This window comes from Acinetobacter lwoffii, from assembly GCF_022809915.1.
Classification (GTDB): Bacteria; Pseudomonadota; Gammaproteobacteria; order Pseudomonadales; family Moraxellaceae; genus Acinetobacter; species Acinetobacter lwoffii_M.
Genome location: NZ_JALGQY010000001.1, coordinates 280,592 through 307,165, shown reverse-complemented (window position 1 = coordinate 307,165; position 26,574 = coordinate 280,592). Strand labels below are relative to the sequence as shown.

The 26,574-nt window shown below is 43.7% G+C and carries 23 protein-coding genes, 5 tRNA genes and 2 pseudogenes; 15 read left to right on the top strand and 15 right to left on the bottom strand.

Annotation, left to right across the window (positions count from 1 at the left end; genetic code table 11):
- Window positions 1-89: 89 nt before the first annotated feature.
- Genes miaB through ybeY form a run of 3 tightly spaced genes read left to right on the top strand, consistent with a single transcriptional unit; the run spans window position 90 to window position 3,166 of the window.
- Window positions 90-1,547 (top strand): tRNA (N6-isopentenyl adenosine(37)-C2)-methylthiotransferase MiaB, encoded by a 1,458-nt coding sequence (gene miaB, locus MTX11_RS01560; protein WP_243474190.1) that lies wholly within the window; start codon window positions 90-92, stop codon window positions 1,545-1,547.
- 37 nt (window positions 1,548-1,584) lie between these two features.
- Window positions 1,585-2,661, top strand: a complete 1,077-nt coding sequence (locus MTX11_RS01555) for a PhoH family protein (RefSeq protein WP_004732214.1) — start codon at window positions 1,585-1,587, stop codon at window positions 2,659-2,661.
- A gap of 22 nt (window positions 2,662-2,683) precedes the next feature.
- Entirely contained in the window at window positions 2,684-3,166 is a 483-nt protein-coding gene (ybeY, locus tag MTX11_RS01550; RefSeq protein WP_180086866.1) for an rRNA maturation RNase YbeY, read from the top strand.
- Window positions 3,167-3,349: 183 nt separating this feature from the next.
- Here the strand turns inward: ybeY and MTX11_RS01545 are convergent, their stop codons facing one another.
- Window positions 3,350-4,207, bottom strand: coding sequence for an energy transducer TonB (locus MTX11_RS01545; protein WP_243474189.1), 858 nt, complete (start codon window positions 4,205-4,207; stop codon window positions 3,350-3,352).
- 263 nt (window positions 4,208-4,470) lie between these two features.
- On the opposite strand from MTX11_RS01545, the gene MTX11_RS01540 reads away from it, so the two are divergent.
- The 3 genes from MTX11_RS01540 (at window position 4,471) to MTX11_RS01530 (ending at window position 6,694) form a co-directional block, all read left to right on the top strand.
- The gene (locus tag MTX11_RS01540; RefSeq protein WP_005108629.1) at window positions 4,471-5,157 is read left to right on the top strand and encodes a hypothetical protein; all 687 of its coding nucleotides are present in this window, start codon (window positions 4,471-4,473) and stop codon (window positions 5,155-5,157) included.
- 159 nt (window positions 5,158-5,316) lie between these two features.
- Window positions 5,317-6,030, top strand: coding sequence for a DUF3108 domain-containing protein (locus MTX11_RS01535; protein WP_005108628.1), 714 nt, complete (start codon window positions 5,317-5,319; stop codon window positions 6,028-6,030).
- An 88-nt stretch (window positions 6,031-6,118) separates the two neighbouring features.
- A complete protein-coding gene (locus tag MTX11_RS01530; RefSeq protein WP_005094083.1) occupies window positions 6,119-6,694 on the top strand; it encodes a xanthine phosphoribosyltransferase in 576 nt (191 codons plus the stop codon).
- A gap of 310 nt (window positions 6,695-7,004) precedes the next feature.
- Here the strand turns inward: MTX11_RS01530 and MTX11_RS01525 are convergent, their stop codons facing one another.
- The 3 genes and pseudogenes from MTX11_RS01525 to MTX11_RS01515 form a co-directional block, all read right to left on the bottom strand.
- Window positions 7,005-7,679: a hypothetical protein gene (locus MTX11_RS01525; protein WP_243474188.1), complete on the bottom strand. Its 675-nt coding sequence runs from the start codon at window positions 7,677-7,679 to the stop codon at window positions 7,005-7,007.
- A gap of 84 nt (window positions 7,680-7,763) precedes the next feature.
- Window positions 7,764-8,968: pseudogene (locus MTX11_RS01520) on the bottom strand (CsgG/HfaB family protein).
- Entirely contained in the window at window positions 8,962-9,339 is a 378-nt protein-coding gene (locus tag MTX11_RS01515) for a hypothetical protein (RefSeq protein WP_005263723.1), read from the bottom strand. The pseudogene MTX11_RS01520 and the gene MTX11_RS01515 overlap by 7 nt, the downstream one beginning before the upstream one ends.
- Window positions 9,340-10,182: 843 nt before the next feature.
- Here MTX11_RS01515 and MTX11_RS01510 point away from each other — a divergent pair.
- On the top strand, window positions 10,183-10,599 hold the full coding sequence (locus MTX11_RS01510; protein ID WP_243474199.1) for a hypothetical protein: 417 nt from the start codon (window positions 10,183-10,185) through the stop codon (window positions 10,597-10,599).
- Window positions 10,600-10,646: 47 nt separating this feature from the next.
- On the opposite strand, the gene wrbA is transcribed toward MTX11_RS01510, so the two are convergent.
- Window positions 10,647-11,243, bottom strand: coding sequence for an NAD(P)H:quinone oxidoreductase (wrbA, locus tag MTX11_RS01505; RefSeq protein ID WP_034438516.1), 597 nt, complete (start codon window positions 11,241-11,243; stop codon window positions 10,647-10,649).
- A gap of 113 nt (window positions 11,244-11,356) precedes the next feature.
- Here wrbA and MTX11_RS01500 point away from each other — a divergent pair, with 113 nt between their 5' ends.
- Window positions 11,357-12,604, top strand: coding sequence for a YihY family inner membrane protein (locus MTX11_RS01500; protein ID WP_004645086.1), 1,248 nt, complete (start codon window positions 11,357-11,359; stop codon window positions 12,602-12,604).
- Window positions 12,605-12,632: 28 nt separating this feature from the next.
- Here MTX11_RS01500 and yddG read toward each other — a convergent pair.
- Both yddG and MTX11_RS01490 read right to left on the bottom strand, forming a co-directional pair.
- A pseudogene (gene yddG / locus MTX11_RS01495) lies at window positions 12,633-13,520 on the bottom strand (aromatic amino acid DMT transporter YddG).
- On the bottom strand, window positions 13,517-14,455 hold the full coding sequence (locus MTX11_RS01490) for a DMT family transporter (protein WP_243474187.1): 939 nt from the start codon (window positions 14,453-14,455) through the stop codon (window positions 13,517-13,519). The pseudogene yddG and the gene MTX11_RS01490 overlap by 4 nt, the downstream one beginning before the upstream one ends.
- 104 nt (window positions 14,456-14,559) lie before the next feature.
- Between MTX11_RS01490 and MTX11_RS01485 the strand changes: the two genes are divergently transcribed.
- A complete protein-coding gene (locus tag MTX11_RS01485; protein ID WP_195725571.1) occupies window positions 14,560-15,381 on the top strand; it encodes an AraC family transcriptional regulator in 822 nt (273 codons plus the stop codon).
- A gap of 52 nt (window positions 15,382-15,433) precedes the next feature.
- On the opposite strand, the gene MTX11_RS01480 is transcribed toward MTX11_RS01485, so the two are convergent.
- Both MTX11_RS01480 and MTX11_RS01475 read right to left on the bottom strand, forming a co-directional pair.
- Window positions 15,434-16,075, bottom strand: coding sequence for a fumarylacetoacetate hydrolase family protein (locus MTX11_RS01480; RefSeq protein WP_005108618.1), 642 nt, complete (start codon window positions 16,073-16,075; stop codon window positions 15,434-15,436).
- Window positions 16,076-16,112: 37 nt separating this feature from the next.
- Complete coding sequence (locus MTX11_RS01475) at window positions 16,113-16,610, bottom strand: YcxB family protein (RefSeq protein WP_004281456.1); 498 nt, start codon at window positions 16,608-16,610, stop codon at window positions 16,113-16,115.
- Window positions 16,611-16,768: 158 nt separating this feature from the next.
- Here MTX11_RS01475 and MTX11_RS01470 point away from each other — a divergent pair, with 158 nt between their 5' ends.
- On the top strand, window positions 16,769-18,067 hold the full coding sequence (locus MTX11_RS01470; RefSeq protein WP_243474186.1) for an SRPBCC family protein: 1,299 nt from the start codon (window positions 16,769-16,771) through the stop codon (window positions 18,065-18,067).
- 105 nt (window positions 18,068-18,172) lie between these two features.
- Here the strand turns inward: MTX11_RS01470 and MTX11_RS01465 are convergent.
- The 6 genes from MTX11_RS01465 to MTX11_RS01440 all read right to left on the bottom strand — a co-directional run bounded on the left by MTX11_RS01465 (window position 18,173) and on the right by MTX11_RS01440 (window position 19,693).
- A tRNA-Arg gene (locus MTX11_RS01465) sits at window positions 18,173-18,249 on the bottom strand.
- A 287-nt stretch (window positions 18,250-18,536) separates the two neighbouring features.
- The gene (locus MTX11_RS01460; RefSeq protein WP_243474185.1) at window positions 18,537-19,142 is read right to left on the bottom strand and encodes a dihydrofolate reductase family protein; all 606 of its coding nucleotides are present in this window, start codon (window positions 19,140-19,142) and stop codon (window positions 18,537-18,539) included.
- A gap of 118 nt (window positions 19,143-19,260) precedes the next feature.
- Window positions 19,261-19,337: transfer RNA gene (locus MTX11_RS01455), tRNA-Arg, on the bottom strand.
- A gap of 48 nt (window positions 19,338-19,385) precedes the next feature.
- A tRNA-Arg gene (locus MTX11_RS01450) sits at window positions 19,386-19,462 on the bottom strand.
- Between the two features lie 48 nt (window positions 19,463-19,510).
- Window positions 19,511-19,587 (bottom strand) — tRNA-Arg (locus MTX11_RS01445).
- Window positions 19,588-19,603: 16 nt separating this feature from the next.
- Window positions 19,604-19,693, bottom strand: a tRNA-Ser gene (locus MTX11_RS01440).
- A gap of 263 nt (window positions 19,694-19,956) precedes the next feature.
- Between MTX11_RS01440 and rnr the strand changes: the two genes are divergently transcribed.
- The 5 genes from rnr to MTX11_RS01415 all read left to right on the top strand — a co-directional run bounded on the left by rnr (window position 19,957) and on the right by MTX11_RS01415 (window position 26,548).
- A complete protein-coding gene (gene rnr, locus MTX11_RS01435) occupies window positions 19,957-22,404 on the top strand; it encodes a ribonuclease R (RefSeq protein ID WP_004281463.1) in 2,448 nt (815 codons plus the stop codon).
- Window positions 22,405-22,860: 456 nt separating this feature from the next.
- On the top strand, window positions 22,861-24,915 hold the full coding sequence (locus MTX11_RS01430; RefSeq protein WP_243474198.1) for a M3 family metallopeptidase: 2,055 nt from the start codon (window positions 22,861-22,863) through the stop codon (window positions 24,913-24,915).
- A gap of 40 nt (window positions 24,916-24,955) precedes the next feature.
- On the top strand, window positions 24,956-25,165 hold the full coding sequence (locus tag MTX11_RS01425) for a YheV family putative zinc ribbon protein (protein ID WP_171054337.1): 210 nt from the start codon (window positions 24,956-24,958) through the stop codon (window positions 25,163-25,165).
- Between the two features lie 17 nt (window positions 25,166-25,182).
- Entirely contained in the window at window positions 25,183-25,617 is a 435-nt protein-coding gene (locus MTX11_RS01420) for a restriction endonuclease subunit S domain-containing protein (protein ID WP_180037186.1), read from the top strand.
- A 55-nt stretch (window positions 25,618-25,672) separates the two neighbouring features.
- Window positions 25,673-26,548, top strand: a complete 876-nt coding sequence (locus tag MTX11_RS01415) for a DMT family transporter (RefSeq protein ID WP_243474184.1) — start codon at window positions 25,673-25,675, stop codon at window positions 26,546-26,548.
- Window positions 26,549-26,574: the final 26 nt, after the last annotated feature.

Genomic DNA, 26,574 nt, shown 5'->3' with positions numbered 1-26,574 from the left:
GTCTGTGAATTGAATTTTTATTCACCTGTTTGATGCATCAATCAGGCTATTCGTTCACTCTTTCAACGTATTACCTTGTAGGAGCCTACATGACGGTTCAAACCTTCATTCCGAATGGTGCCCCAGCTGCCTCAGAAAACACTGTTACCCAGCCAGCGCACACCCCTGTTAGCGATGCTTCAGTCAAGAAACTGTACATCGAAACACAAGGGTGTCAGATGAATGAGTACGACAGTCACCGTATGGCAGACCTGTTAGGCGATTCTCATGGCTATGTGCTGACCACCGATCCTAAAGATGCCGATATTCTACTGATGAATACCTGCTCGATCCGTGAAAAAGCCCAAGAGAAAGTATTCTCCGAGCTAGGCCGCTGGCGTAAGCTTAAAGATAAAAATCCTGATCTGATTATTGGTGTTGGTGGTTGTGTGGCGTCTCAGGAAGGCGACAACATCCAGAAACGTGCCAATTATGTCGATATGATTTTTGGTCCACAAACCCTGCACCGTTTGCCGCAAATGCTGGATCAGCATTTTGAGCAGATCGAAAAGCCGAAAAAAGAAAAAATCAAACTGGTGGATATTTCCTTCCCCGATATCGAGAAATTCGACTTTCTGCCAGAACCGCGTGTTGAAGGCTATAAAGCTTTTGTCTCGATCATGGAAGGCTGTTCCAAATACTGTTCTTTCTGCGTGGTGCCGTATACGCGTGGTGAAGAAGTTTCTCGTCCACTAGATGATGTCCTGGCTGAAATTGCAGGTCTGGCAGAAAAAGGCGTGCGTGAAATTTCGCTGTTGGGTCAGAACGTAAATGGCTACCGGGGTGAAACCTTCGAAGGCAATATCTGTACTTTTGCCGATTTGCTGCGTTTGGTTGCAGACATTCCGGGTATTGGCCGTATTCGCTATACCACCTCGCATCCCCTGGAATTTAATGATGACCTGATCCAGTGCTATCGTGACCTGCCACAAATGGTTTCACATCTGCATCTGCCGGTACAAAGCGGTTCCAATGATGTGTTACAAGCGATGAAGCGTAACCACACCATTGATGTCTATATCGAAAAGATTAAAAAGTTACGTGCAGTTCGCCCTGACATGCACCTATCTTCAGATTTTATCATTGGCTTCCCGGGTGAAACAGATGAAAACTTTGAAGAGACTTATCAGTTTATTCAGGATCTGGATTTCGACCATTCTTATAGTTTCATCTATTCAAAACGTCCGGGTACGCCTGCGGCAGAACTGGAAGATACGATCTCTGAAGATATCAAAAAAGAACGTCTGGCCAAAGTTCAGCAATGGATTAAGCGTTCAAGCATTGACAAGACGGATGCCATGCTCGGGACCATCCAGCGTGTACTGATCGAAAAAGTTTCTGATAAAGATCCGAATATTCTGGTCGGTACGGCGGACAATACCCGTTATGTCAACTTTATTGGTGACCCTGCCTGGGTAGGCCGCTTTGCCGAGATTGAAATTACCAAAATTAAAACTTTGAATTTAGTTTACGGTGAGCTCTTGAATCTTGAGCCTGACGTGGCGTAATGTAGAGCATATAACGCACACTTCATAAGGAACACTCTTGACTGCAGCGATTCGACGTACAGTAGCTTTTCCTGGAATTTCGATGGACCGTATACAAGCCATGTTAGGTGCCTATAACGGCCATTTGAAGCAAATTGAACAACGTTTAGACGTCAAAATCTCCCATCGTGGAGAAAGTTTTATTATTGATGGTGGAATCGATGCCGTTGAGAGAGCCGAAATGCTCTTGCAACGTCTTCATGAAGAATCTGAACATAGTCAGCAGATTAGTGCAGATACTTTACATCTGATGATTCAGGGCAGCCAGACTGACCGTGAACTTCAGCAAGATCTGGATGATCAGGAACATACGGGGCTGGACAATGTCTGGCTGCAAACCCGTAAAGGCCGGATCAACCCGCGTGGTGCCAACCAGAAACGCTATGTACAGCGCATTCTGCAAAGTGATATTTCTTTTGGTATTGGCCCTGCCGGTACAGGTAAAACCTATCTTGCCGTTGCAGCTGCAGTGGATATGCTGGAGCGCAATGAAATCCAGCGCATTCTGCTGGTTCGTCCTGCGGTTGAAGCCGGTGAAAAACTCGGTTTCCTGCCGGGAGATTTAACCCAGAAAATCGATCCTTATTTACGTCCCTTGTATGACGCGCTGTATGAAATGCTTGGCTTTGAAAAAGTGGCCAAGCTGATCGAACGTCAGGTGATTGAAGTGGCTCCGCTTGCTTATATGCGTGGCCGTACCTTGAATCATTCTTTCGTGATTCTGGATGAAGCGCAGAATACCACCCCAGAACAGATGAAGATGTTCCTGACCCGCCTAGGTTTTGGTTCACGTGCCGTGATTACCGGCGACGTAACTCAGGTAGATTTACCGCGTGGTCAGCAATCCGGTCTGTCACATGCCTTGCGTGTGATTGATAAAATTCCTGAAATTCATATCACCCGTTTCCATTCGCGTGATGTGGTACGTCATCAGCTGGTACAGAAAATTGTCGAAGCCTACGAAGGCTGGGACAGTGAACAGCAGCGTTTAAGTGCTGAAGCACGTGCCGAACGTAAAGCACGTCAGGATGCCTTGATCGCTGAAAATGATGCTGCGGCAGACGCACAGCATTAAGCTTTAAACTTAAGGATTTGTGTTGAAACTTAGTCTTTCCTTACAACAGGACTTTCAGTCGCCTGAACTGGTGCTGAAACGTGCCTATATTAAAAAAGTTGTAGAAACCACTTTACGTCATATTGGCACTCAAAGTGATTGCGAAATTGGAATTGCCTGTGTCGACAATGACGAAAGTCATAAGCTTAATCTGGAATATCGAGACAAGGACAAACCGACCAATGTACTGTCTTTCCCGAGTGAGCTTCCAGATGAAATGGCGCAGTTTCTGGATGCATTTCCCATTGGTGATCTGGTGATCTGTATTCCGGTGGTATTACGTGAAGCGAGTGAACAGGGCAAAGCGCCTTTGACTCACTTTACCCATATGCTGGTTCATGGCACCTTGCACTTAATGGGCTATGATCATGAAAATTCAGATGAAGATGCAGAAGAAATGGAAGGCATTGAGATCGAGATTCTGGCCAAGCTGGGTTTTGAAAATCCTTATCTGGAACAGAACTAAAATTTGAATATTAAAAAAAGCGGGCCAAGGCTCGCTTTTTTTAATGAAAGTTGCCCTCCCTCTAACTCCCTCCCAGAGGGAGGGAGAACATTCATTAGAATCCTATGATTGTTAAACATTATAGATATAGTTCCCTCTCCTTATTAGGAGTGGGTTAGGGAGAGGTCTTGGTAAATATCAACTTTAACGCACTTCAAACTCCGCTTCTGCCGGGTCAAAACGCCAGGTACGAATCACTCGCAGTTCGGAAATTTCTTTCATTTTACTGTCGAAAGTACCAAATGGCGCTGCCTTACGCACGGAAGCTTTGGCTGCTTCATCCAGCATGGCATGTCCCGAACTGTCAATCAGTCGAATGGCACGAATCCCGCCATTCTGGTTGAGGATCACCATCAGCCGCACTTCCCCTGCCAGATTCTGTTGTTTGGCTGCTTCCGGATAATAACGGTTCCCATAGAACTCCACTTTCTCGCGAAACTTTTCCAGATAGGCGGCAGAAACATCCTGCTTGGACTGAATACCATCTACAGTCTTAATTTTTTGCTGACGACTGAAATTTTGCTGACGCTGTAAATATTGCGCTTCCAGACTGGCGACCATGGCCGCTTTGGCCTGAAACTGGCTCTGTAATTGCTCCTGCATTTTTTTTCGCTGATTTTCTTCCGCCTGCTTTTGCCAGCTCAAGGTGGTCATCAGGACTTTTTCTTCAAAACTGAGTTCCTGTTGCTGTTGCAGCATATCCAGACTTTCTTGCAGCTCTTCGCCTGCATGTTGTTCCATTAACGGCGATGGCATATCACTCGACATGCGATGAGCTTCTCTAAACTGGCCGGAACCCTGCTGGTCCGTTTGGGCGAGAAAATCAGCATGCTCAATTTTTTCATCAGTCTGGCGCAAACTGACTGCGATTTCTTTGGTACTGGTATCCCGATCTTGCGGCATACCAAATTCCAGGGTCAGCACGATCAAATGCAGAATGCCTGCGGCAAGCACCGCACTGCTAAACACTGGATCTTTCCACCAAGTTCTGACCAGAGACATGAGTATCATCGTTTTTTCACATTCGCCCAAACTCAATACTGAGTTCAGCTCCCCAAAAAAGTATTTGAAAGATTAAAAATAAACGGATTCGTCATTTATCTTTTTAAAATGCCAAATCCATCAAATCTTCAACGTTACATAACTAAAACTATAAAAATGGTGCTATTTATTTTGCTAAACTTCAAGCATGAACGCTTGTATTTTTCATACAATTCGACAAGATACATCCCGAGTCAAAAATAAAGTTGCCAGGACGCTTCAGTATGCAAACGCTAATTTCCAATATTTCCAACCGAATCCGCCAAGTGTATCAGAGGGCGGAAGGATTTATTGAAGATGAGCGTGAATTTCCCTTATCGCAAGTCTTCCTGAATGCAACCTTTCAGCGCTTTGTCACAGACAATGTCGATGCATTAAAAGACTTACATGCAGATTTACACGAAGACTGGCTGCGTTTGTATGCAACACTGGATTATAAAGGCCTGATTGTCACTTTATCGGTTGATTTGAAACTGGTACAGATGGAATTGAATAAAACCACCCAGTTGATCGTGTTCGAGCAAATTAGTGATACTCAGCTGATTGAAGCCAAATATCCAAATATGCTGTATAAACTGGGCGTGCGTTTCGGCTTGTTCTTCTATCAACGTATCTTGAATAAAGATCCTTTGGGAATGATTCTGGAAAAACTGGGCGTAATTAAAGTCATCGATGACTTGCTTTATCTAGATTTAAATCGCTGGTTAGGTAAAAGCCGATCGGTCATTGATACCTTGGGCAAAGTTCATGTGAATCACGCAGTACTTCGTGAAGCCGAACTGGTGGTGATTGGTAATGTCAATCTGGCCGCCCTGTTTAGAAAACTTTCCCAAGATCAGGAAGAGAACTGGGATGAAGACAAGATGGATGACAACCGGGTCACCCCCATCAAACAGAAAAATCCTTCTTAAATCATGTCAAACGTAGTTTTTGAACAAAAGTTCCATAAAACTACATGAAATATACATTTTTGGCAGAAATATCCCTTCAATTTCCATATTTTGCCCAAATAATAAAGGGTGCAATAAGTGATATGTTTTGCCAATTGAATCAATATAGGAAAATAACTGATGGCGAAGACTGTATTCAAAATTTTAGTGATGACCACGGGTCTGAGCAGCGCAATACTGTTCACTGTTATTTCTAGCCAGGCTTTTGCCATGACTCCTTTCCAAGCCAGTTATCAATTTAGCTATAATGGCAAGAATATGGGTTCTGCAACGCGGACTTTAAGCAAATCAGGCAATAACTGGACTTATGTCTTTGCTGCAAAAGCCGGAGGTATTGCCTCTGCAACCGAAACCAGCCGCTTTACTTTTAATAATGGCAAGATCGGCTCAAGCAGTTTCAGTCGCAGCAGTAAAGTGCTGGTGCATAACAACACCATGAGTATTAATTTTAATCCTTCCAGCAAAAGCATCAGTACCAAGAAAGACGATGAAAAACGCTCTTTTGCCTGGAGAGCAGATGTTCTGGATGAGTTGAATGCGGAATTGCAGATCCGTGAAGACTTAAAAAATTCAGGCCTGAAAGCAAATTACTATATCGCTGATGCTAAAGAAGTTGAAGGCCGTAAGTTTATCAAACAGGGTTCAGAGACTATAAGCACCAAATACGGATCTTTTAATACCATTAAAGTGGTGATGAAACACAGCAAACCAGGTCGTGAAACCATTTTCTGGCTGGCACCAAAACTTGACTATCTTCCAGTCAAAGTTTCGCATGTCGACAAGAAAACCTCCTATGGTTTACTGTTAACTGACTATAAAGGTGCAAGCAACTAAGTTTTTGGCGAATTTCACTTGATTTTTTCCGGGTGCTTTTTACAATACGCTTTTGCTTGAAAAAGCACCTGCTCTTGAGGATTCTCCCGTGCATGCACTAGAACAGAAAATCTTGGCTGAAGGCATCGTCCTCTCTGAAGAAGTTTTGAAAGTAGACTCTTTCTTAAACCATCAGATTGATCCAGTCATGATGCAACTGATTGGTCAAGAATTTGCGCGTCTGTTTAAGGATGCTGGTATTACCAAAATTATTACGATTGAAGCATCAGGTATTGCACCTGCCGTAATGGCCGGCCTAGAGCTTGGCGTACCTGTAATCTTTGCACGTAAATACCAGTCTCTCACCCTGAAAGATGATTTATATCGTTCTAAAGTCTTTTCATTTACCAAACAGACTGAAAGCACAATCGCGATTTCAAATAAACACATCAGCTCAACCGACAAGGTTTTAGTGATCGATGATTTCTTGGCTAATGGTCAAGCAGCTTTAGGTCTTGCAGACCTGATTCATCAGGCAAATGCAGAAGTAGTCGGTATTGGCATTGTGATTGAAAAATCATTCCAGCCAGGTCGTGATCTACTGCTTGAAAAAGGCTATCGTGTGGAATCATTGGCACGCGTCAAGTCTTTGGCAAATGGCACAGTTGAATTTGTTCGCGACTAAGCTCGCCAATGAATTTTAAAAGAGCGCTGATGCGCTCTTTTCTTATTGTGTTTTTCTGATGATATAAATTTAAAATATCCAGAGATCGGCTGAAAATCAAAATAAGTTATTATTTTTATTAAATATTTAAATCTAGGTAAATAGCTTGATCTTAAGCTCCAGACTATTCAATTTCTGAAATAGAGAGTGTCAAACAATAAGTACTTTTTTATCCGATGAATAAACAACAATTTATGTGGATGTTATTATAAAATAAAGAGGTCTAACTATCTGCCAATAGTTAGACCTGTGTTCACCTCGAAAAAAGAGTTTATTTAACAGTCACAGTGATACTACCGCTATTCACAGCACCGATAGCGGTAGTTGTGATGCTGTTGTTAATAGCAGTTTGAGTTCCTTCTGAAATAGCACTGACAGATGCATCAATAGCACCCGCATTATAGGCAATATTCGCTACACTATAATTGCTTAAAGTTTCATTGATTTCCTCACTATAGTCAGTACTTAGTGTCGAACTCACAACTTCCGAGATATCTGAACTATCCGCAACCTCTGATAGCTCCTCTAGAGTTTCAGAATTATTAGTTGCACTCGTTACTTCACTGTAGTCGTAGTTATCCGTTGCATCTGATATGTCTGATACCACCTTATTGTAGCTACCCTGCTCAATACTGATACTACCTGTATTCGCGGCACCAATCGCAGTAGTTTCAATTGTACCTTCAATTGAACTAATGGCGTCTGGTGCTTCTCTTGTAGCTTCTGCAATTGCTTCTAAATCGACACTTGCATCAACATCACCTGTATTCACTGCAAGATTCAAAGCAGAACCATTTTCAACCTGCTGAGAAATAGACTCCAGGGTAACTATTAAACCTGTATCTACGGTGACATCAGTAGGTGTTTCACCATTTTGGGCGTATGCCATACCTGCGCTAGACAGAAAGCCGACGGATAATGCGATTGTTTTGATCGTGTTTTTCATCGTTGTTCTTCCTACTTTTGTTTTGAAGTACCTCTCGCTAAGCACTCCTTCTTATAATGGGAGCGAGCCCATTTTTAAATATTTTTAATCACGCTGCGTGCTGGACCAGTAATTTTCGACCACCTCAGGATTGGCCTCCCATAGCGTTGTAGTTTTTTCATCTTCTTGTTCTTTATCAGCCTTTTCTTGAGTATCTTTTTCTTCATTCTTTTCATTTGAAGAAGGTTGACGCTGCTTCTTGCTGATATATTTAATCAAGTCCTGTTTACTCATTTCAGGCTCCGCTTCAGGGTTTTGAATCACCTCGGACTCTTTCTGTTTAGGCGGTTTTGTATCTTTGCTCGGAGAGTTGGTTGACTTATTTTTTTCATTGAATGAGTCTCCCTGGCTTGAGACTGACTCCTGAACAGCACTGCTTGAAGCAGTACTATTTTGTTGCTGGTTTTTCTTGTATTTATGCAGCGCCACAGAACTTCGGGTTAAGTTTAATTGACCGAACTCTGGCGGTATCTGCGCACGACAGCTTTCAAATACGGCGGGTGGGACAACCTGACTCAGCAATTCAAAAGTGGCCAGATTCAACATTTGTCGCAAGGCAAAGTTAGTTGCCTCGCGTTCTCCTTTTCCAATCTGAATGTTCAAGAGTGTACGACCAGCGAATCTGCCTGCGCTCAAGCCATAATCTTGTGCAGCAATTTGCTTCTGCAATGAAACATTGCCCACGACTTTACTGCTGCGGGTATCGGTCAAAGATAAATCCAGACCCACCATAATCCGGGTTTGACTATAATTCGGGCCAACACCCGCGATCTGCATGTCAAAACCACCACCCGGAATAAAATCCAGACTGTTAATACTGCCTGTCACATAATAATCAGAGGCCTGGATTTGTCTGGGATCACGAATGCCCCACTTGGCTTCGCTTTCGATAATCCGGGGATCACGCCGGTTCATTAAGCTTACCCCCGCTTGAAACAAAGCAGATTGCACCATATCTCCCGCACCTTGAGTCACCATTTTTCCGCTACCACCATTGGTCACCACATCCTTACCGGTTTGATCCAGAATTGCCCCCACGGAGAAACTCACATCACTACGTAATTGTCCTTTTAGGCAGGATAAAGCCATATCAAAAGGGGTAAAAATATCGGTAATTGGGGGGCCTTGTACCAGGTTAACTGGCTTCTGGTTTGAAGGTGCCAAGCCTGTACAGGCTGTTAAAAAGAGCTGAAAAGGACAGTGGCACTCACGAAAGATATATGTCTTTTGGTCGAGGAGAAATTCAGCATTGTGATTCTCCTGGCCTGTTACTTAAATTAAGACAGCGCTGAGGATTTTGGTTGGTATTTGAATTGACTGGTGCTTCATTCAACAATTCACTCGTAATATCAATATTGTTGTCTGTACCCTCTACATTGATATTGTTGGTCGGTGTATTTACCGTCCCGATGGAGGTGGTTGAGGTACTATGAACGGTGGTTTTACCTAATCCGGAATAATAGTCTGACTCCTTAAGTTCGATCAGATTGGCTTGAACTAGATTCTCATTGGAACGGGCACTGGATGATTTCCAACGCTGAGTCCACTCATCAGAGGTGGCATAAGCGTTACTCAGAAAACATAAACCTAATAAACCCAGATTGATAACTAATATTCTCATAATCTTAATATCCTCTGACTTAAGATATTTATTTAATTTTTCATTTAAGTAAGATTAAATTTATCTGAAAAATATTAAATCACATAAAATTATAAAATGTAAAACTTATCCCTATTCACTTATTTTTTTTGTTTTATTTAAAAATATAAATTATTGTTTTTATTAAATTAATATATATTTGTTTATTATTTGTGATTTGTAAGAAATCATTATATAAATTTTTTTGAATATAAAATTCATCCAAAAAAATTGATTAAGATAATATATTTTTTATATTATCAATAATCAAAAATTTATCTAACAAAGATTAGAATTATTATACTTTTTATATTTTAAAAGTCGTAAATTTTTATTTTATTAGAACTTCTATTTAATAAGGATAAATGTCACGATTTATTTAAAATATAATTAATCAATTACAATGAAGGTGACTTATAAAGAAACGCCAATATTCAGGTGTATTTTGGCTGAAAACTTGAATAGACCTGATAAGAACTCGTTTACATATTTTTCGACTTCCCTTCCTTTTTCATTTCGAATCCAGAAATGGCCTACCTAAGATCGCAATATTTAGACTGATGAGAGAAGAACATTTCTGATGATCTTGAGATTTGCCATTTCCTCAATGACAGGTTAAGAATTGCGTTAATCAACCAAGAAGGCATATATTTACAGCTGAAATACAATGTTTTAGCGTGAACTCAACTAGAATCAAGTCAGTATGCAATGTTCTGATTTGAGTATTCAGAACTTATACTGTGTTGTTGTATGTTATGAATAAGTGCTGAGTAGGGCACAAATCCTATTCTCGATAAACCTAAAACAAGCACATCTCAATCCTTGATGGAAAAATCTATGCAATGTCCTAAATGTGGCTCAGCTGATATCGAACAGCGCGATCATGAACAGAATTTAAAGAAAATTGGCGGCATTCTCATGAGTTCAGCGGGTGCAACTGCGGGGACTGTGGGTGGCGCTGCTTCGGGTGCATCGATTGGCGCTGCGATTGGTACAGTAGCCGGACCTTTAGGTGTAATTGTCGGCGGAACGGTAGGGACTTTTGTCGGTGCAATCAGTGTCGGGATTACCGGCGGTGTGGTAGGTAATTTTCTGGGGAAAAAAGCCGGGGTTTCTGTCGACCGTAATCTGTTTCAGGATTATCAATGTTTGAAATGCAAATACAGATTTAGTCAAAAAGATCAAAAAGATCAAAAAGATCAAAAAGATCAAAAAGATCAAAAAGATCAAAAAGAAGCCTAATAAAATTCAGGAAATGAAGTTCATTCTTCATTTCCTGTGAGTGCTTGTCAGACTCGATTGAGTTTCAGTACCACTTCACCTAAACGCTTGCCTTGTACTTCACACAGAATTTTTTCATCCTGACTCAGGCCCTGATCATGCCGTGGGCCGCTGACATGACTAGCGCCATAAGGCGTACCACCAGTTTTGGTATTCGAGAGTGCCGGTGTTGAGTTACTAAGCCCCATGATCATCATGCCATGATGGAACAACGGCGGCAGCATGGTCAGCAAAGTACTTTCCTGTCCGCCATGCATGGAACCTGATGCCGTAAACACGCAAGCCGGTTTACCGTGTAGCGCTCCATTCAGCCACAGACTCGTGGTCTGATCCCAAAAATATTTCATTTCAGAGGCCATATTGCCAAAACGGGTGGGTGAACCAAGCGCCAGGCCGGCACATTGCGCCAGATCGTCCAGAGTACAGTAAATATCCCCTTCTGCCGGAATACTCGGTTCAGCGACTTTTACCATGCTGGATATATTTGGAACTGTCCTGATTTTTACTGCCACGCCTGCCGCTTCAATTCCATTGGCAATCAGATGCGCCATTTCTTTGGTTGAGCCATATTTGCTGTAATATAAAACAAGGACATAAGGTTGCATCATGGTTCTTATTCATTACTTAAAAAAATAAAACTATACGATACTTTGCAAGTTTTTTGGTTAAGCTGATGATGAAAATTCATGATGATTAAAAAAATTGAGATTGGATGCAGATGATTGTTAAGTATTTAAAGAAATTACCTTTCTATGAAAAACACTGGTTTCAATTTGTTTTATTTGTACTGCGACGTTTTGAAGCAGACCGCTGTCGTGAACAGGCAGGTTCCCTGACCTATACGACTCTGTTTGCCGTAGTGCCGATGCTGACGGTTTTTCTGGTGATTATTTCTTCCATTAAAGCGCTGGAACCTGCACGGCAGCAATTACAGCAGCTGATCTATAGTAATTTTTTACCCAAAACCACCATTGCCTTTGATAAGGCTCTGAATGCCTTTACCGATAAATCCAGCAATCTTACCATCATTGGTATTCTGTTCTTATTTGTGACGACAGTATTGATGCTCAGCAGTATCGAAACGGTGTTTAACCGCATTTGGCGCGTGACTGAAACACGGGGCGGAATTATGGGCTTTATGCGTTACTGGACCATCATTTCACTGGGACCGATTTTACTCGGCAGTGCGTTTGTGATTTCCTCGACCGTGGCATCCATGAGCATTCTCAGCAATAACTTTGCCGGTTATGAGCTGGATGGCGCTTTTGTTCTCTGGGCAATTTCCTTTTCTTTGACTGTACTCGGATTTTTCATTTTGAACTGGACTATCCCGAATCGCAGTGTACCGCTTAAATCTGCCTTTATTGCCGGTCTATTTAGTGCCGTGGTGTTTGAGCTGCTGAAAAATCTGTTTGGCTATATCATGTCAAACTTTACCAGCTATGAGATCGTCTATGGTGCCTTCGCCGCCGTGCCGATTTTCCTGCTCTGGATTTATCTGTCGTGGATTATTGTGTTATTGGGGGTTGAAATCAGCTATGCCCTGACGGCGTTTGAATCTGGGCAGGACAATAAACGCCATCCCATCGTCATGCTGCTGGATCTGTTAGAATTATTTTATAAAAAGCAGAAAACTGGTGAAAGCATCAGTGAAGCCCAAGCACTTGAGGTCTTAGGCCGGGATGAAATTGGACGCTGGCCGAGCTATGTCGCCATGTTTGAAAAGCAGAATTTGATCAAACGTACCGATGAAAATGAATATGTACTGGTTCGTGATCTGGATCAGGTCAGCTTCTGGAATTTTTATCTGCAATTGCCTTATCCACTGCCACGCAAAAACCATCTCACCAATGCCCAGACTGATGACATCTGGATGCAAAATTTCTCACCTAGATTACAGGAAACTGATCAATATCTGGAAGAAAAACTCAATTTCCCATTGTCCGAACTGTTCCGACATAAATAAAAAAATCCTCTCGCTTGAGAGGATTTTTTTAACTGATAGCGGTAGATTTCCAGCAAACAATCGCACCCACGCTTACCAAGGCAGTCCCGATCCAGAAACTGAGTTCGGGTCTGACATCCAGAATCAGCATGGACATGACCGAAGAAAGAATCGGCATAAAGTAAGTGGCTAAGATCAGCACCTTGATATTGCCGAATTGCATACTCTGATTCCAGTTACTATAGGCGATGCCAATCAGACTACCCACCACTGCAATTCCCAGCCATAGCTTGAATGTGGGCATGATAAAAGGTTCGTTTAATCCTAAATGTAAGAACCATAAGCTAATTACAGCGACCAAAAAGAAAATCGGTACGCCATTCTGTCCGCGGCCGTAGGTTCTGGTCAGAACGCAATAGCAAGGCCATAACAAAGCGCCGAGAAAGGCAAAGCCATAGGCCTAAGGATTTTCAGCTAAAACCTGCATAAACTTCGGCAGATTAGTGATTTCTGGATTGACCACCAGCATCAGTCCTATTACGGCGAGCAGAAAGCCGGGAATCATCCAGAGGCGGGCCTGCAACTGCCGGGCAAAAATCGAAAAAACAATCATCAAGGGTGGCCACAGATAATTGATCATGGCAATCAGCATCACCTGTTCACGATTATCCGACCATGCCACAGCAACCAGAAATAGAATCTCATAAGCCACAAATAAAGCGCCACAACCGAGCAGATAACGCTTGGACATTTGCGTGATTTTTGGAAAGCCGGTGAACGCAAAAATCGCCAGACTGCTAAAACTATAAATTAAAGCAATCCCCTGCACTGCACTTGTAGATTCAGTAATCAGTTTCACTACAGCGACCAGACTGGCCCAGATCAGAATAGAAGACAGACCAATCCAGGTCGCTAAATTTACAGACCAGATTTTCATGCTTGCTCTTGAATGCTTTTATTGATATTCGGTTTTTTCAGCCATCCCTGCAAACTCACTAGAATCACACCCAGCATGACCATACAGGTGCCGATAATAAAATTGATTTCGATATGTTCATCCAGAATCAGTACGCCGAACAGCATGCCGAATACAGGGGTCAAAAAGGAAAATACCCCTAGACGCGATGCCAGATAATGCTTCAGCATCCAGAACCAGATCAGATAACTGGCAAAGGAAATCAGCACGGTATGAAAAACCAGACTGGAAATAGACAACACCGTCCATTGAATGGCTGCTTGTCCAGTCAGAACAGCCAGAGGCAATAACAGGATTCCACCCATCAATAATTGATAGAACAAAGTCTGGGTTGCAGGTGCTTCAGCCAGCCGGCTCAGACGTACACTGACTGTAGTGGCTGCCCAGAATACGCCGCCAAGCAAGGCCAGAAAATCTCCCCACAAGGCATCAGTCTGTAGACCTGACCCCGTTTGTGGACGTAACAGAAAACTGACTACAATTCCGCTAAAGGCGAGAAATATTCCGCCCCATTGCACAGCAGACAAACGCTCTGCCGGCAATTTCCAGTGCAAACCCAAAGCCACAAAAATCGGTGCGGTATAGAGTAAAACAATCGTATGCGAGGCTGAGGTATAACGCAGTGCCTCACCAATCAGATAGAATTCGGTTGCAAACAACACACCGACCAGCAATCCTGCAGGTAAATAGCGTGCATTCCACAGTTGACGGCGTACGCTTTGCTGAATCAAGGGATAAACCATCAGCGCAGACAAGGCTGAACGCAAGGCAATTTGCATCAGGGCTGAAATATCATTCGCGGCCCACTTCAGTACCACCTGTTGTAAACCCCACAACATACACAATACAAACATGATGGCAGATGCTTTGGCATCTAATGCCTGACGCTGGCTCACATACGGTCCTGTTGCTCATTTGGAAGGTACACTATAAAAGTGTCAGAAATAAAAGATATACTTCAAAACAGACAAATGATGGTGTTATTCAGGCAATTTCGGTGATGCATAAAAAAATCCAAGCAGATTCAGCTTCGCTCAAGCAACTTCCGACCCATGATCTGATTAAAGCACCTCTGTGGATCAGTTTCAGGGAAGATCCTGCGCAATCTGTTTATCCGCTGCATGGTCATGCCTGGGGAGAATTTGTCTATGCTTTTCATGGCGTGATGGAAGTGAATATTAATCATATAAATTATGTGACGCCTTCACCTCACGGCATCTGGCTCCCACCGAATTTAGAGCATCGTGGTCTGAACCGTACCGCAGTTTCTCATGGCACTCTGTATGTGCATGAATCACTTTGTAGCCAACTGCCCACTCAACCGGGCATCCTGCTCAGCGCCCCCTTGGTCACTGCTTTATTTACCCACCTGAAACAACTACATCAGCAAGACCATCCAGCATTCGAGGATTCAGCTGAATATCAACGTCTGCTACAGGTACTGCTCGATCAGCTCCAGCAAGCCCAACTGGTCAGCAGTTATCTACCGCATTCAGAACATGTACTGCTGAAACAGATTTTAGATTATTTACATCAGCATCCGGCAGATCAGAGCTCGCTGCGGCAACTGGCCGAACGCGTCAATTTAACCGAGCGGACGCTAGCGCGATATAGCCAGAAAGAACTGGGAATGTCACTGCATGAATGGCGGCAACGCCTGAAAGTGATGCAGGCCATGTCTTTATTAAATGCAGGTCATAGCGTTGAAAGCATCGCCTTTGATCTGGGCTATGCCAATGCCTCGGCATTTATCAACATGTTTAAACGCTGGATGGGAAGCACCCCAGATCAATTTCGCAAACGTTATACTGTTAATGATTAAAATTATGCCTATGAAAAAGGAGCCAATAGGCTCCTTTGATTCAAAATCTTGGTTATTTCACAAAAGTCGTCCAGACATAATCCTGAGACTGCCCTTTGAGGGTCATTTTCAGTTGATCGCCTGAATGCAATGCTGCAACACCTGCCGGGGTACCGGTCATCACCACATCCCCTTCTTCCAAAGTAAAGACCTGACTGATGTCAGCCAGCAAGGTCGCAATATCAAAAATCAATAAAGCGGTATCACCTTTTTGACGCAGCTCATCATTGACTTGCAGTGTGTAATGCACATCTTTCCAGTCAGTGACTACATCGGCGACAGGTACCCAATCCGACAACAGACAAGAGCCATCAAAGGCTTTGGCACGTTCCCAAGGCTGGCCTTTTTTCTTGAGATCATCCTGTAAATCACGCAAAGTTAAGTCCAGACCTAAAGTCACCGCACCCACAGCTTCAAGTGCTTTCACAGGATCGCTTTCTTTGCTTAAAGTCCGGTCAATACGCAAGCTGAGTTCACATTCATAATGACAATTGCCCCATTCCGGATTCCACTCAATGCCTGCTTCGAGCGAACTTAAGGCACTCGGTGGCTTGATAAACAATACCGGACGATCAGGGATCGCATTGCCGAGTTCTTTGGCATGATCGGCATAACTGCGACCCACACAAACGATTTTGGATGGACGTGTGCTCATGATCAAAACTTCCCTTTTCCTTTTATAGATATCTGAATTATTTTTTAAATGTATGCTCGAACATACTCTGTTCAGTGCCGTCCTTAAATGCACGCTTCGGCACAATAACCACGGTACGGTTTTTCAATTCCAGCATATAAGTCAGTTTACCAACAGCAAAATTCTGCACTTCGCTATATGGCACCAGCTTGCTACGATCATTGGTAAAAATTTCCGCATAGTCCTGATACAAATCAATACCCTGTTCGCTTTTACCAAACTGATATTTAACAAACTGGCGTTTAAACATCATCGGCAGGAACCAGTAACGCATGATGCCTTGCAGGATCAGGAAGAATGCACCCAAAGCCACGTAATAACGTCCAACGCCATCAAAGCCCATCGAGAAACCCCAGATGATGATCCCGATACTGACCAGAGGCGTCAGAAAACGTGAAATCTGCTTTTTGCCAAAAGTCGCCAGGGCAAAACCATCCTGAGATTCTTCTAAAGTCAGAAAATAACGGGTCGATAAAGTCGGTGCTGACTCAGTCATAGCATCACATCAAAAATAAAATCTTGCCCAATACTATACCAAAATATCCATAGCGCTTATGGCCTGTCGCATCAATTACATAACTTTGCTTTGGAAATACGTGCATTTGGTTTTAAATAAACAGCAATTAAAACAAAAAATACGCAACAGGATGTTGAATGAAAGGATTAAAGCAATGCATGCTCATCGGTGTTTGTTTGGCAGCTTCTGCTCCAGCACTGGCCAAGATTATTCCCTGGAATGCCGAAATACCAAGCAGTCTGAGTGCTTATCAGGGCAATGCCCAGCAACTGGCAGAATTAACCGGCGAGCGGATTCTGATTTATGCGCATCCAACCAGTAAAACTCAGCTTCCCACCTTAAACAGTAATGCAGCCAGCAAGACACAGTTTTATAGTGCGGCTGTAGTATTGCCTGTGGCTGAAGCTCAGGTTGAAAAATTGCTGCAACATTATCCGAATTATGTCGGTCTGTTTCCGACCTTAAAGTCGGCCAAGGTGCTGGAGCAGCAGGGTTCGATTCAGCAGGTTAAATATCAGGTTCATATCCCGACCCCGATTCCAGTCTTGAACTTTAAAGAAACCGTAGTGATGCAGCATCATCTGGGTGAAAACAGCATCAGCACCTTAATTATTGATGCGCCAATTCTCTATGGTGCAGGAAAACTGGAGTGGTTTGCACTGGGTCCGCATAGAACGCTGGTGACTGTCACCCAATGGGGCGACCTGAACCAGCCCAAAGGCTTTTTATTCAGTAAAATCCTGAATGCGCTACCTGAAGCCAAACTCGGCATTCCGCCGAGTACCAATGCATTTCTGCTGGAAGCACTACAACAACGCTTTAAAATCGAGCATACAGCAGCACTAGCAACTCCGATTCCGCAACTTAGATTCAACCCTCAACAGCTACAAAAAATTGCCCAGATCAGCCAAAAGTCTGGTCAACCGGTCAGTTTCATTTTTCCGAACTATCAGATTAAAGAAGGAAAAGCCTCAGAAAATTTAAGATTTAGCAGCACCTATCAATATTTTGCGCATCCAGTCGAAAAATTGCTGCCGTGGTTGGCTGCTGAAGCAACCCAGCAACTTTTCCCCCGGCAGATCAAGAAGGTCGAACTTAATCCAGTCAATACCCAAAGTGTGGATGCCAACTATAAGGTTTCGGTGGGTTTAGGGGTGATTCAGATTCCATTTAACTTCAAGATGCGTTTTTACCAGCTTGATTCCCTGCAAAACCAGTTCAATGCCAATGGCGGCGACTTGAAGTTTGTGAAAGGTGGCATGCGCTTATTACCGCAGTCACAAGGTACCTTATTTCAAATTACCAGCAGCATGAAGATTCACGATCAGGCGCCATTCTTATTAAGAGCTATGCGCAGCATGCCCTATCACGATGTTTTACCTGCGGTAGGTGGCAATACCGTTTATGCACTGAAAGTTCAGCAAAAATTAAGATAAGAAGGATGCAGAGAGTTATTGGTTTTTTATATGAAAAATTCACACACATTCCAGACACAAAAAAACCGCATCAATGTGCGGTTTTTTCAGATTTTTTATCAAGATTGGTGCGCTCAGAGAGATTCGAACTCCCGACCCCTTAGTTCGTAGCCAAGTGCTCTATCCAGCTGAGCTATGAGCGCGACGTCTTGATGGGGTGCATTATACGAGTTTTTTCAGTGTTGTTAAGTGTTTTTTAATAAAATCTCAACCGAACGTACAGTAATTAAACGATGCAGCAATATTCACAACTTTCTGCTGAAAACTTCTGCAAATTTAGAGCTAAAAGCACTTAATTAATTCAACCAAGAAGCTTCATTTTCCAAAAAATTTCAGCACCAAATAATGGGTCAACCTTAAGTATTCTCAACCAGGTATCCAGCCAGAATAGAATTCAAATATAAACCGACCATCACTCTTGTGCGCTTTATCACTCGCGTATTGTTCCCGTCTTTACTTCTCCTGCCCTTTGATAATGCGTAAACACAATACCATTTGAGCTGACCAGATGATCTATCAATTGAAAAGCGGCGGGTATTGATTCATGACTAAACAGGCGTTTGCCAACACCCAGTATAATTGGAAAAGTCAGCAGACAAAGTTCATCCACAAGCTCATATTTGAAAAGCGCCTGTACCACTGCAGCACTGCCATAAACTCGAATATCCCCCTCTCCTGATGCTTTAAGCTTGATGATCTCATCAATGCTTTTCAGAAAAAGGGTATTTTGCCAGTCGGAATGCTCCAGACTGGTAGAAAGGACATATTTATTGACGTCATTGATTCCCGGCCAGTCTTCAGTATGTGTGGGCCAGTAAGATTCAAAAATCTGAAAAGTATGTTTCCCTAAAAGAATATCGGAGGGCTGCATCCATTTTTGCATAATGACATCAAATGCCGGATCAGGTTCCGCATTAAAATACGGCGCCACCCAGCCACCATATTGAAAACCACCAGATAGATCTTCTTCTGGGCCGCCGGGCCCCTGCATCACGCCATCGAGGGTCAAAAACTCCTGGACAATGATTTTTCTCATCACGACTGCCTTTATTTTTATTCACTCGCCTGAGACTTATTTTTAGCATGTAATGTCTGGTGTTTCTGTAAATTTTAGACACAAAAAAACCGCAACATGTGCGGTTAATTGTGCAAGTTGGTGCGCTCAGAGAGATTCGAACTCCCGACCCCTTAGTTCGTAGCCAAGTGCTCTATCCAGCTGAGCTATGAGCGCGTAACTTGTGTGCCTAGGTTGGCAATACGTTTTTTTGCTTAACTTACTTGGTGCGCTCAGAGAGATTCGAACTCCCGACCCCTTAGTTCGTAGCCAAGTGCTCTATCCAGCTGAGCTATGAGCGCGTAACTTGTGTGCCTAGGTTGGCAATACGTTTTTTTGCTTAACTTACTTGGTGCGCTCAGAGAGATTCGAACTCCCGACCCCTTAGTTCGTAGCCAAGTGCTCTATCCAGCTGAGCTATGAGCGCGCGACATAAGTAAGCGTGGCGGTGAGAGAGGGATTCGAACCCTCGATACAGTTACCCGTATGCGTCCTTAGCAGGGACGTGGTTTCAGCCACTCACCCATCTCACCGTAACGTGCGGCCATAATACAAATTTCGGCATGGCACTGCAAGCGCAGCATCAAAAAAAAGTGCATATTTTTGCTCGTTTAAATACTTTTTAAGCAATTCCTCGATTTTTCGTGCATTTTGATGGCAAAAAAACTGCATAAATTTCCAGTTATCGAAAATTAACAGAAAATTGAAAACTTAAATGGATTATTGCAATCATTTACGTGCAGTCTGCGCACACATGTTTTATGCTAAACCTATCTCCTAAGATAAATTTAAAGACATGATGAAAAACTGGGTCGATCCTGAAGCAAAAGCTGAAGCCGAACGTTATGACAACCCTATCCCTAGCCGCACGCTCATTTTAGAAACCATCGAAAAGAACAATGCCCAGTCCCATGCAGACTTGGTCGAACATTTTGAAATTGCAGATCAAAAAAGTATTGATGCCCTAAGCCATCGTTTAATTGCGATGGTGCGTGACGGGCAACTGATGAAAGACGGCTACAAGTTTCAGATTGCCGTCGAGCAACCTGAATCCGAAGCGACGGTTTATATTAATTCCCGGGGGATGGGAACTGCCAACATTTCCGGCCAGGACGACTTATTATTGGCTGAGCGTGAACTGCGCCTGGTCTTTAATGGTGACCGCGTTAAAGTGCGTCAGACTTCGGTAGACCGTAAAGGTAAAGCCTGGGGCTATATTACTGAAGTTGTGCAGCATCGTGTCAAACAGATCATTGGTAAAGTGTCAGAATATGATGGTGAATACTTTATCCAGCCAGCCAACCCAAATGCGCATCAGCCAATCACCCTTGAAAAAGAACTGATCGAACATGCCCAGGCTAATCTGGGTGACTCTATTCGTGTGGCGATTGATACCTATCCGACCCGTGAAGAATTCGCGACTGGACATATTGTGCAGTCCATGGCAGACAAGGCCGATACTGAAATCATTATTCCACAAACCATTTTAGAATATGGTTTGCCTTATGAATTCCCGGAAGAAGTGGTTAAAGAAGCCGAGAGCTTTAAAGAGCCAACGGCCAAAGACCGTGAAGGTCGTGTGGATCTACGTGATTTAGCCTTGGTTACCATTGATGGTGAAGATGCACGTGACTTCGATGATGCGGTTTATGCCGAAAAACGTCCGGGTGGTGGCTATCGTGTGGTCGTGGCCATTGCCGATGTCAGCCATTATGTGCGTCCAGGCAAACCACTGGATGACGAAGCGCAGGAACGTGGTACTTCGGTGTACTTCCCGCACTTTGTTTTACCGATGCTGCCTGAAGCATTGTCGAATGGCCTGTGTTCTTTAAATCCGAATGTTGACCGCCTATGTATGGTCTGTGATTTAAAATTGTCACGTGCTGGCCGAGTCACCGGTTTTGAGTTCTATCCATCTGTCATGCATTCCAAAGCACGTTTGACCTATGATCAGGTCGCACAGTATCTGGAAGGCGATAGTCAAGCCATTACTGAAGATCGCGAAGTCCGCAAGTCGATCAACACCCTGTTCCAGCTTTATCAAGTTCTTAAAAGTTTACGTGCTGAACGCCATGCCATGGAATTTGAAACTGTTGAAACTTACATGACCTTCGACGAACTGGGCGGAATTAAAGAAATTCTTCCACGCAGCCGTAATGATGCGCATAAGCTGATTGAAGAATGTATGTTGCTGGCCAACGTGGCAGCCGCAGAATATGCATTGAAAAATGAAATGCCAATGTTGTACCGCGTGCATGAGCCACCTGAGTTCTCACGTATCCAGAAAGTCCGTGACTTCGTCAAGCTGCTGGGTTTGAATTTCCCGGAACAGCCGACTCAGAAAGATTATCAGGCGGTGATTGAAGCGACCAAAGAACGGATTGATGCACCAAGTATTCATGCCGTGTTATTACGCTCCATGATGCAGGCTTACTATGGTGCGAGTAATGCAGGCCATTATGGTCTGGCTTATGAAGCCTATACACATTTCACTTCACCAATTCGCCGTTATCCGGATTTGTTATTGCATCGTGCAATCAAAGCACATTTAAATAACAAGCCATCTCCGCTTTCAGGCGGTGCTTTAGATGAAGCTGGTGACCATTTCTCTGCCACAGAACGTCGTGCAGATGAAGCGTCGCGCTCGGTGACGACCTGGTTGAAATGTCATTATATGCAGCAGCATCTGGGCGAAGAATTTGTCGGCATTATTAGTGCAACGGCAGAATTTGGCCTGTTTGTCACGTTAAAAGATCTGTATGTCGATGGTATGGTGCATGTCAGCCAGCTAGGTGATGACTTCTTTGTCTTTGATCAAAGCAGCCAGAATCTGATCGGCCAGAACCGTGGTCAGGTCTTTGGTCTGGGTGATGAAGTCAAAATCAAGGTTGCCGGTGTCAATCTGGAAGAACGTAAGATCGATTTTGAACTGGTGCAACAACTCAGTCATGCCGGCCGTGCAGTTCGTGCCCGTGCACCGCGCGTGAGTGAGAAAAAACCAGTATCACGTCCAGCAGCGACAGAAGAAGTGTTTGGCAATAATGAACGTGAATCTAAATCCAACTTGAGCGCCGATGGAGAACAACCCATACGACGCAAAAAAGGAAAAGGAAAACCCAGCTCTTACAGTAAAAAGTCTGCTAAACCATCTGCAGGAAAGTCTGAAGCAAAGGTTAAAGATAAAGTAAAGAAAAAGGCCAAGGTCAAAAAGAAAAAGTCGAATGCAAAAGCCAAGACTGAATAATTTTTGATGGTTTAAAAAGAGCGCTACGGCGCTCTTTTTTCTTTTAAACCTTATCCAGAATAAATACGATTAGAGTAAAAATACTTACCGCATCGAATCATCAACTTAGATCAGTCTGATCAGGTACCTTCCCTATTTCTAAACAAAACTGACAGGAAAACTGCCTCCTATTTTGATCTACACTCAAGCAGTGAAATTCAAAAATCTGCAAAGACATATTTCCTATTTCTTTGAAACAGACTATGGAATTCTGCCTATTCTTAAACTATCTGTTTCGGAGTTTCAGCGAGCAACACCAATCAGTTGAACTATAACTCAACATTAGTAAAAGTAGCTTGGACATCATTGTGAACGAGATTGAATAAATCTCGATACCTCCTGCTTCAGAATAAATCACCGGTCAAGCTTGATTTCTCGATCAAGAAGCCTTACTTCTAGAACTAACACTGAAAATTAATTTGGCAGACCGACATGACTTTAGAAAAGGCAACTTTGCCTGTTCCACAATTTGATCAGATTACGCTGGCTGAGCTAAAACAAAAAATTGAAAGCTGTATCGCTGAAGGGCAAAAGTTCCTGAATGACCTCACCGAAACGCCTACTACAGTACAGGAGCAGCTGACTACTCTGGAACATGTCGACACGCTTGAAAACAATATGAGTGAGTCTTGGGGCATCTTGTCACATTTAAATGCTGTGATGAACAATGCCGAAACCCGTGATGTCTACCAAGCACTTTTACCGGGTCTTAGCGAATATTATACGCAACTGGGTCAACATACGGCGCTCTATCAGACCTATCAGCATATTTATGATGCGTCGATTTATAATGAACTGCCGGCAGCGCAGCGAAGCGCCATTAAACTGGCCTTACGTGATTTCAAACTGTCTGGGGTGGCATTAGAGGGTGAAGCGAAAAAACGTTATGCGGAAATTTCGGCTCGTCTGTCCCAATTATCATCCGACTTCTCCAACCATGTACTGGATGCGACTCAGGCCTATTTCAGACCGCTAAATGAAGAGGAGTTAGCGGGTCTATCTACCAGTAATATTGAGCTGTTAAAACAATATGGTCAGCAACGTGAACTGGATCAACCGGTGGCTACGCTGGATTTCCCGTCTTATCTGGCGATCATGACCCATTCAGAAAATCGTCCTCTGCGTGAAGAACTCTATAAAGCTTATACTACCCGCGCGTCAGATCAGGCTGAACAGAGCGAGTTTGACAATACTGCATTGATCGAAGAAATCCTCAGTCTGCGTCTGGAAATGGCAAAACTGCTTGGCTTTAATAATTATGCGGAATTGTCCTTAGCCAGTAAAATGGCACCGAGTGTAGAGGCAGTAGACGAATTTTTGCGTGATCTGGCAGAGCATGCCCGCGCACCAGCAGAACAGGAAATTGCTGAACTGAAAGCGATTGCTGCTGAAGATGGCATCCGTGACCTGCAACCGTGGGACAGTGGCTATTATTCTGAAAAGCTGAAAATGCAGCAATTTAACCTGTCACAGGAAGCGCTTAAACCTTACTTCCCTGCACCGAAAATCCTGCAAGGCCTGTTCAGTATTGTTAATCGTCTGTATGGCATTCAGGTGATTGAACGTGAAGCGCCTGTATGGCATCCGGATGCACGTTATTTTGAATTAGAAGATCAGGGTCAGGTGATTGGCGGTTTCTATTTTGATCTATATGCACGTCAGGGCAAACGTGGCGGTGCATGGATGAGCGGTTTCCGTTCCCGTATGCAGACCAGTGATGGCTTGCAAAAACCGATTTGTTATATGGTCGGTAACTTTACTCCACCCGTCGGCAATCGCCCTGCACTCTTGACCCATGATGAAGTCATCACCTTGTTCCATGAATTTGGTCATGGCCTGCATCATATGCTGACAGAAGTGGACAATATTGCGGTAGCAGGTACCCATGGCGTGGCTTGGGATGCGGTCGAACTGCCAAGCCAGTTTATGGAATTCTGGGCCTGGGATCAGGAAAGTCTGGATCTGCTCAGCGAGCACATTGAAACTCAAGAATCCTTGCCGGCAGAGTTGCTGAAAGCCCTGCTCGATGCACGTTTCTTCCAGTCTGGCATGCAAACCCTGCGTCAGCTTGAATTTGCCCTGTTTGACCTGAGTATTCACCGAGCCAATCCGGCTTTAAATGCAACACAGGTTCAGGCTACTCTGAATGAGATCCGTGAAAAGTATGCGGTCCTACCGACCACCGACTATAACCGTTTCCAGCACAGCTTCAGTCACATTTTTGCCGGTGGTTATGCAGCAGGATATTATTCCTATAAATGGGCCGAAGTTTTGGCCAGTGATGCCTTCGACCGCTTTGAAGATGAAGGTATTTTTAATACCACTACCGGAAAGCAGTTTCGGGAAAATATCCTCGCAGTTGGCGGAAAAGACACAGCACTTGACGCATTTATCAATTTCCGCGGACGCGAGCCAAAAATAGATGCGTTGCTGCGTCATCAAGGTTGGACGAACCCCTCTAAAAACGCTTAAACTAGCTTTTTAAGTTGATCACAAGGTGAGTATGATGACCATTAAACGTCGTTTCATTGCAGGCGCAAAATGTCCAAAATGTCAGGCGTTAGATCGCGTCGTCATGCTGACCTCTGGTGAAGATGAATGGATCGAATGTATTGAATGTGGTTATGAAGAAAATCGTCCCACACATGTTGATCAACCAGAAACACCAGCTGTTCCAGATGAAGTTGGCGTGATTCAGTTTAAACCTCGTTCAGTAAAATAAAAATCAAGGTTCAAGCTATGTCAGTAGAACAAAGAAATAACCCCAAACTTTTAATGGGGATTATGGGGGCTTTAGTTACTGTCGTTGCATTGGTATTGCTATATCAGTGGTTGAATGCCTCTTCCGGTGAAGCGGAACGCATATATCAGGAAGATATCGCGGCTGTTCCGGCAGCAAAACCTGCGGCGAAAACTGAAGAAGATACGGCGGCAGCGAAAGCACCTGAGACGATCGAAGCTAAAGCACTGGTATCAAATCAGCTGTTAGATGCACCAGTGCCGGAGAATGCCAGTTTGGCCAAAGAAGAAGTGGCTAAATTAGATGACATCCAAGTTCAGCTCAATGAACAAAAAGCCACACTGGATGCGCAGCATAGCGATGCCGACCAGTTGATCCAACTGAAAGAGGAACAGATCAAGTTACTTGAAGCACAACTTGCTCAAAGCCAGTAAATCTCGACAGCATTTCAGCTAGAATATCGTCAGATCTTCTAGTTCAGTTGTTTCCATGTCTGCCCCAGCCGCTCCGCATCTGCTTAAAGCCATTCTGACCTGCTCTGCTTTTCTCTTTTCAGTCATGGGCATGTGTATCCGTTATGCCTCGGCAACGGTTGATAATGCCACCGTGGTCTTCTTTCGCAATTTTGTTGGGCTGTTTATTTTCCTGCCCTTCATTTTCAATAAAGGCATTGGTTTTTTCAAAACTGAAAAACTATGGATGCACACTTGGCGCGCAGTGGTCGGCCTGACTGCCATGTACGGCTTTTTCTATGCCATTGCTCATTTAAAACTCTCCAATGCCATGGTCTTCACCTACTCTTCCCCGATTTTTATTCCTTTGATTGCCTGGCTATTTCTCAAGGAAAAAATCACCACAAGCATGTTAGCCGCAGCTCTGATTGGTTTCATAGGCGTACTCTGTGTCGCCAAACCAGATTCGGGTCTAATTAACCTGATGTCGGTCATTGGTTTGAGTGCCAGCTTTCTGGCGGCGATGGCCTTTGTCACGGTTCGGGCACTGACCAAAACCGATTCTCCGGAAAAAATCGTGTTTTATTTCTGCTTTATTGGCACCCTTATTTCAGTGATTCCGATGTTCTGGCTATGGCGACCTTATACCCTGACAGAACTCAGCTATCTGATTACTGCCGGCATCCTGGCCAATTTCAGCCAACTGTTTATGTCAAATGCCTACAAGCTGGCTCCGGCAGGACAGATTGGACCGGTCAACTATGTGGCGATTTTCTTTGCCGGCATGTGGGGCTTTCTGTTCTGGCAGGAAGTTCCGGACCTCTATAGCGTGATTGGGCTGGGGCTGATTTTCTGTGCGATTCTATTGTGTAGCCCGATCCTACAAAAGCGCCTGAATTCATCCAAAATTTGATTAACGAATTTAAATCAAATAAATAA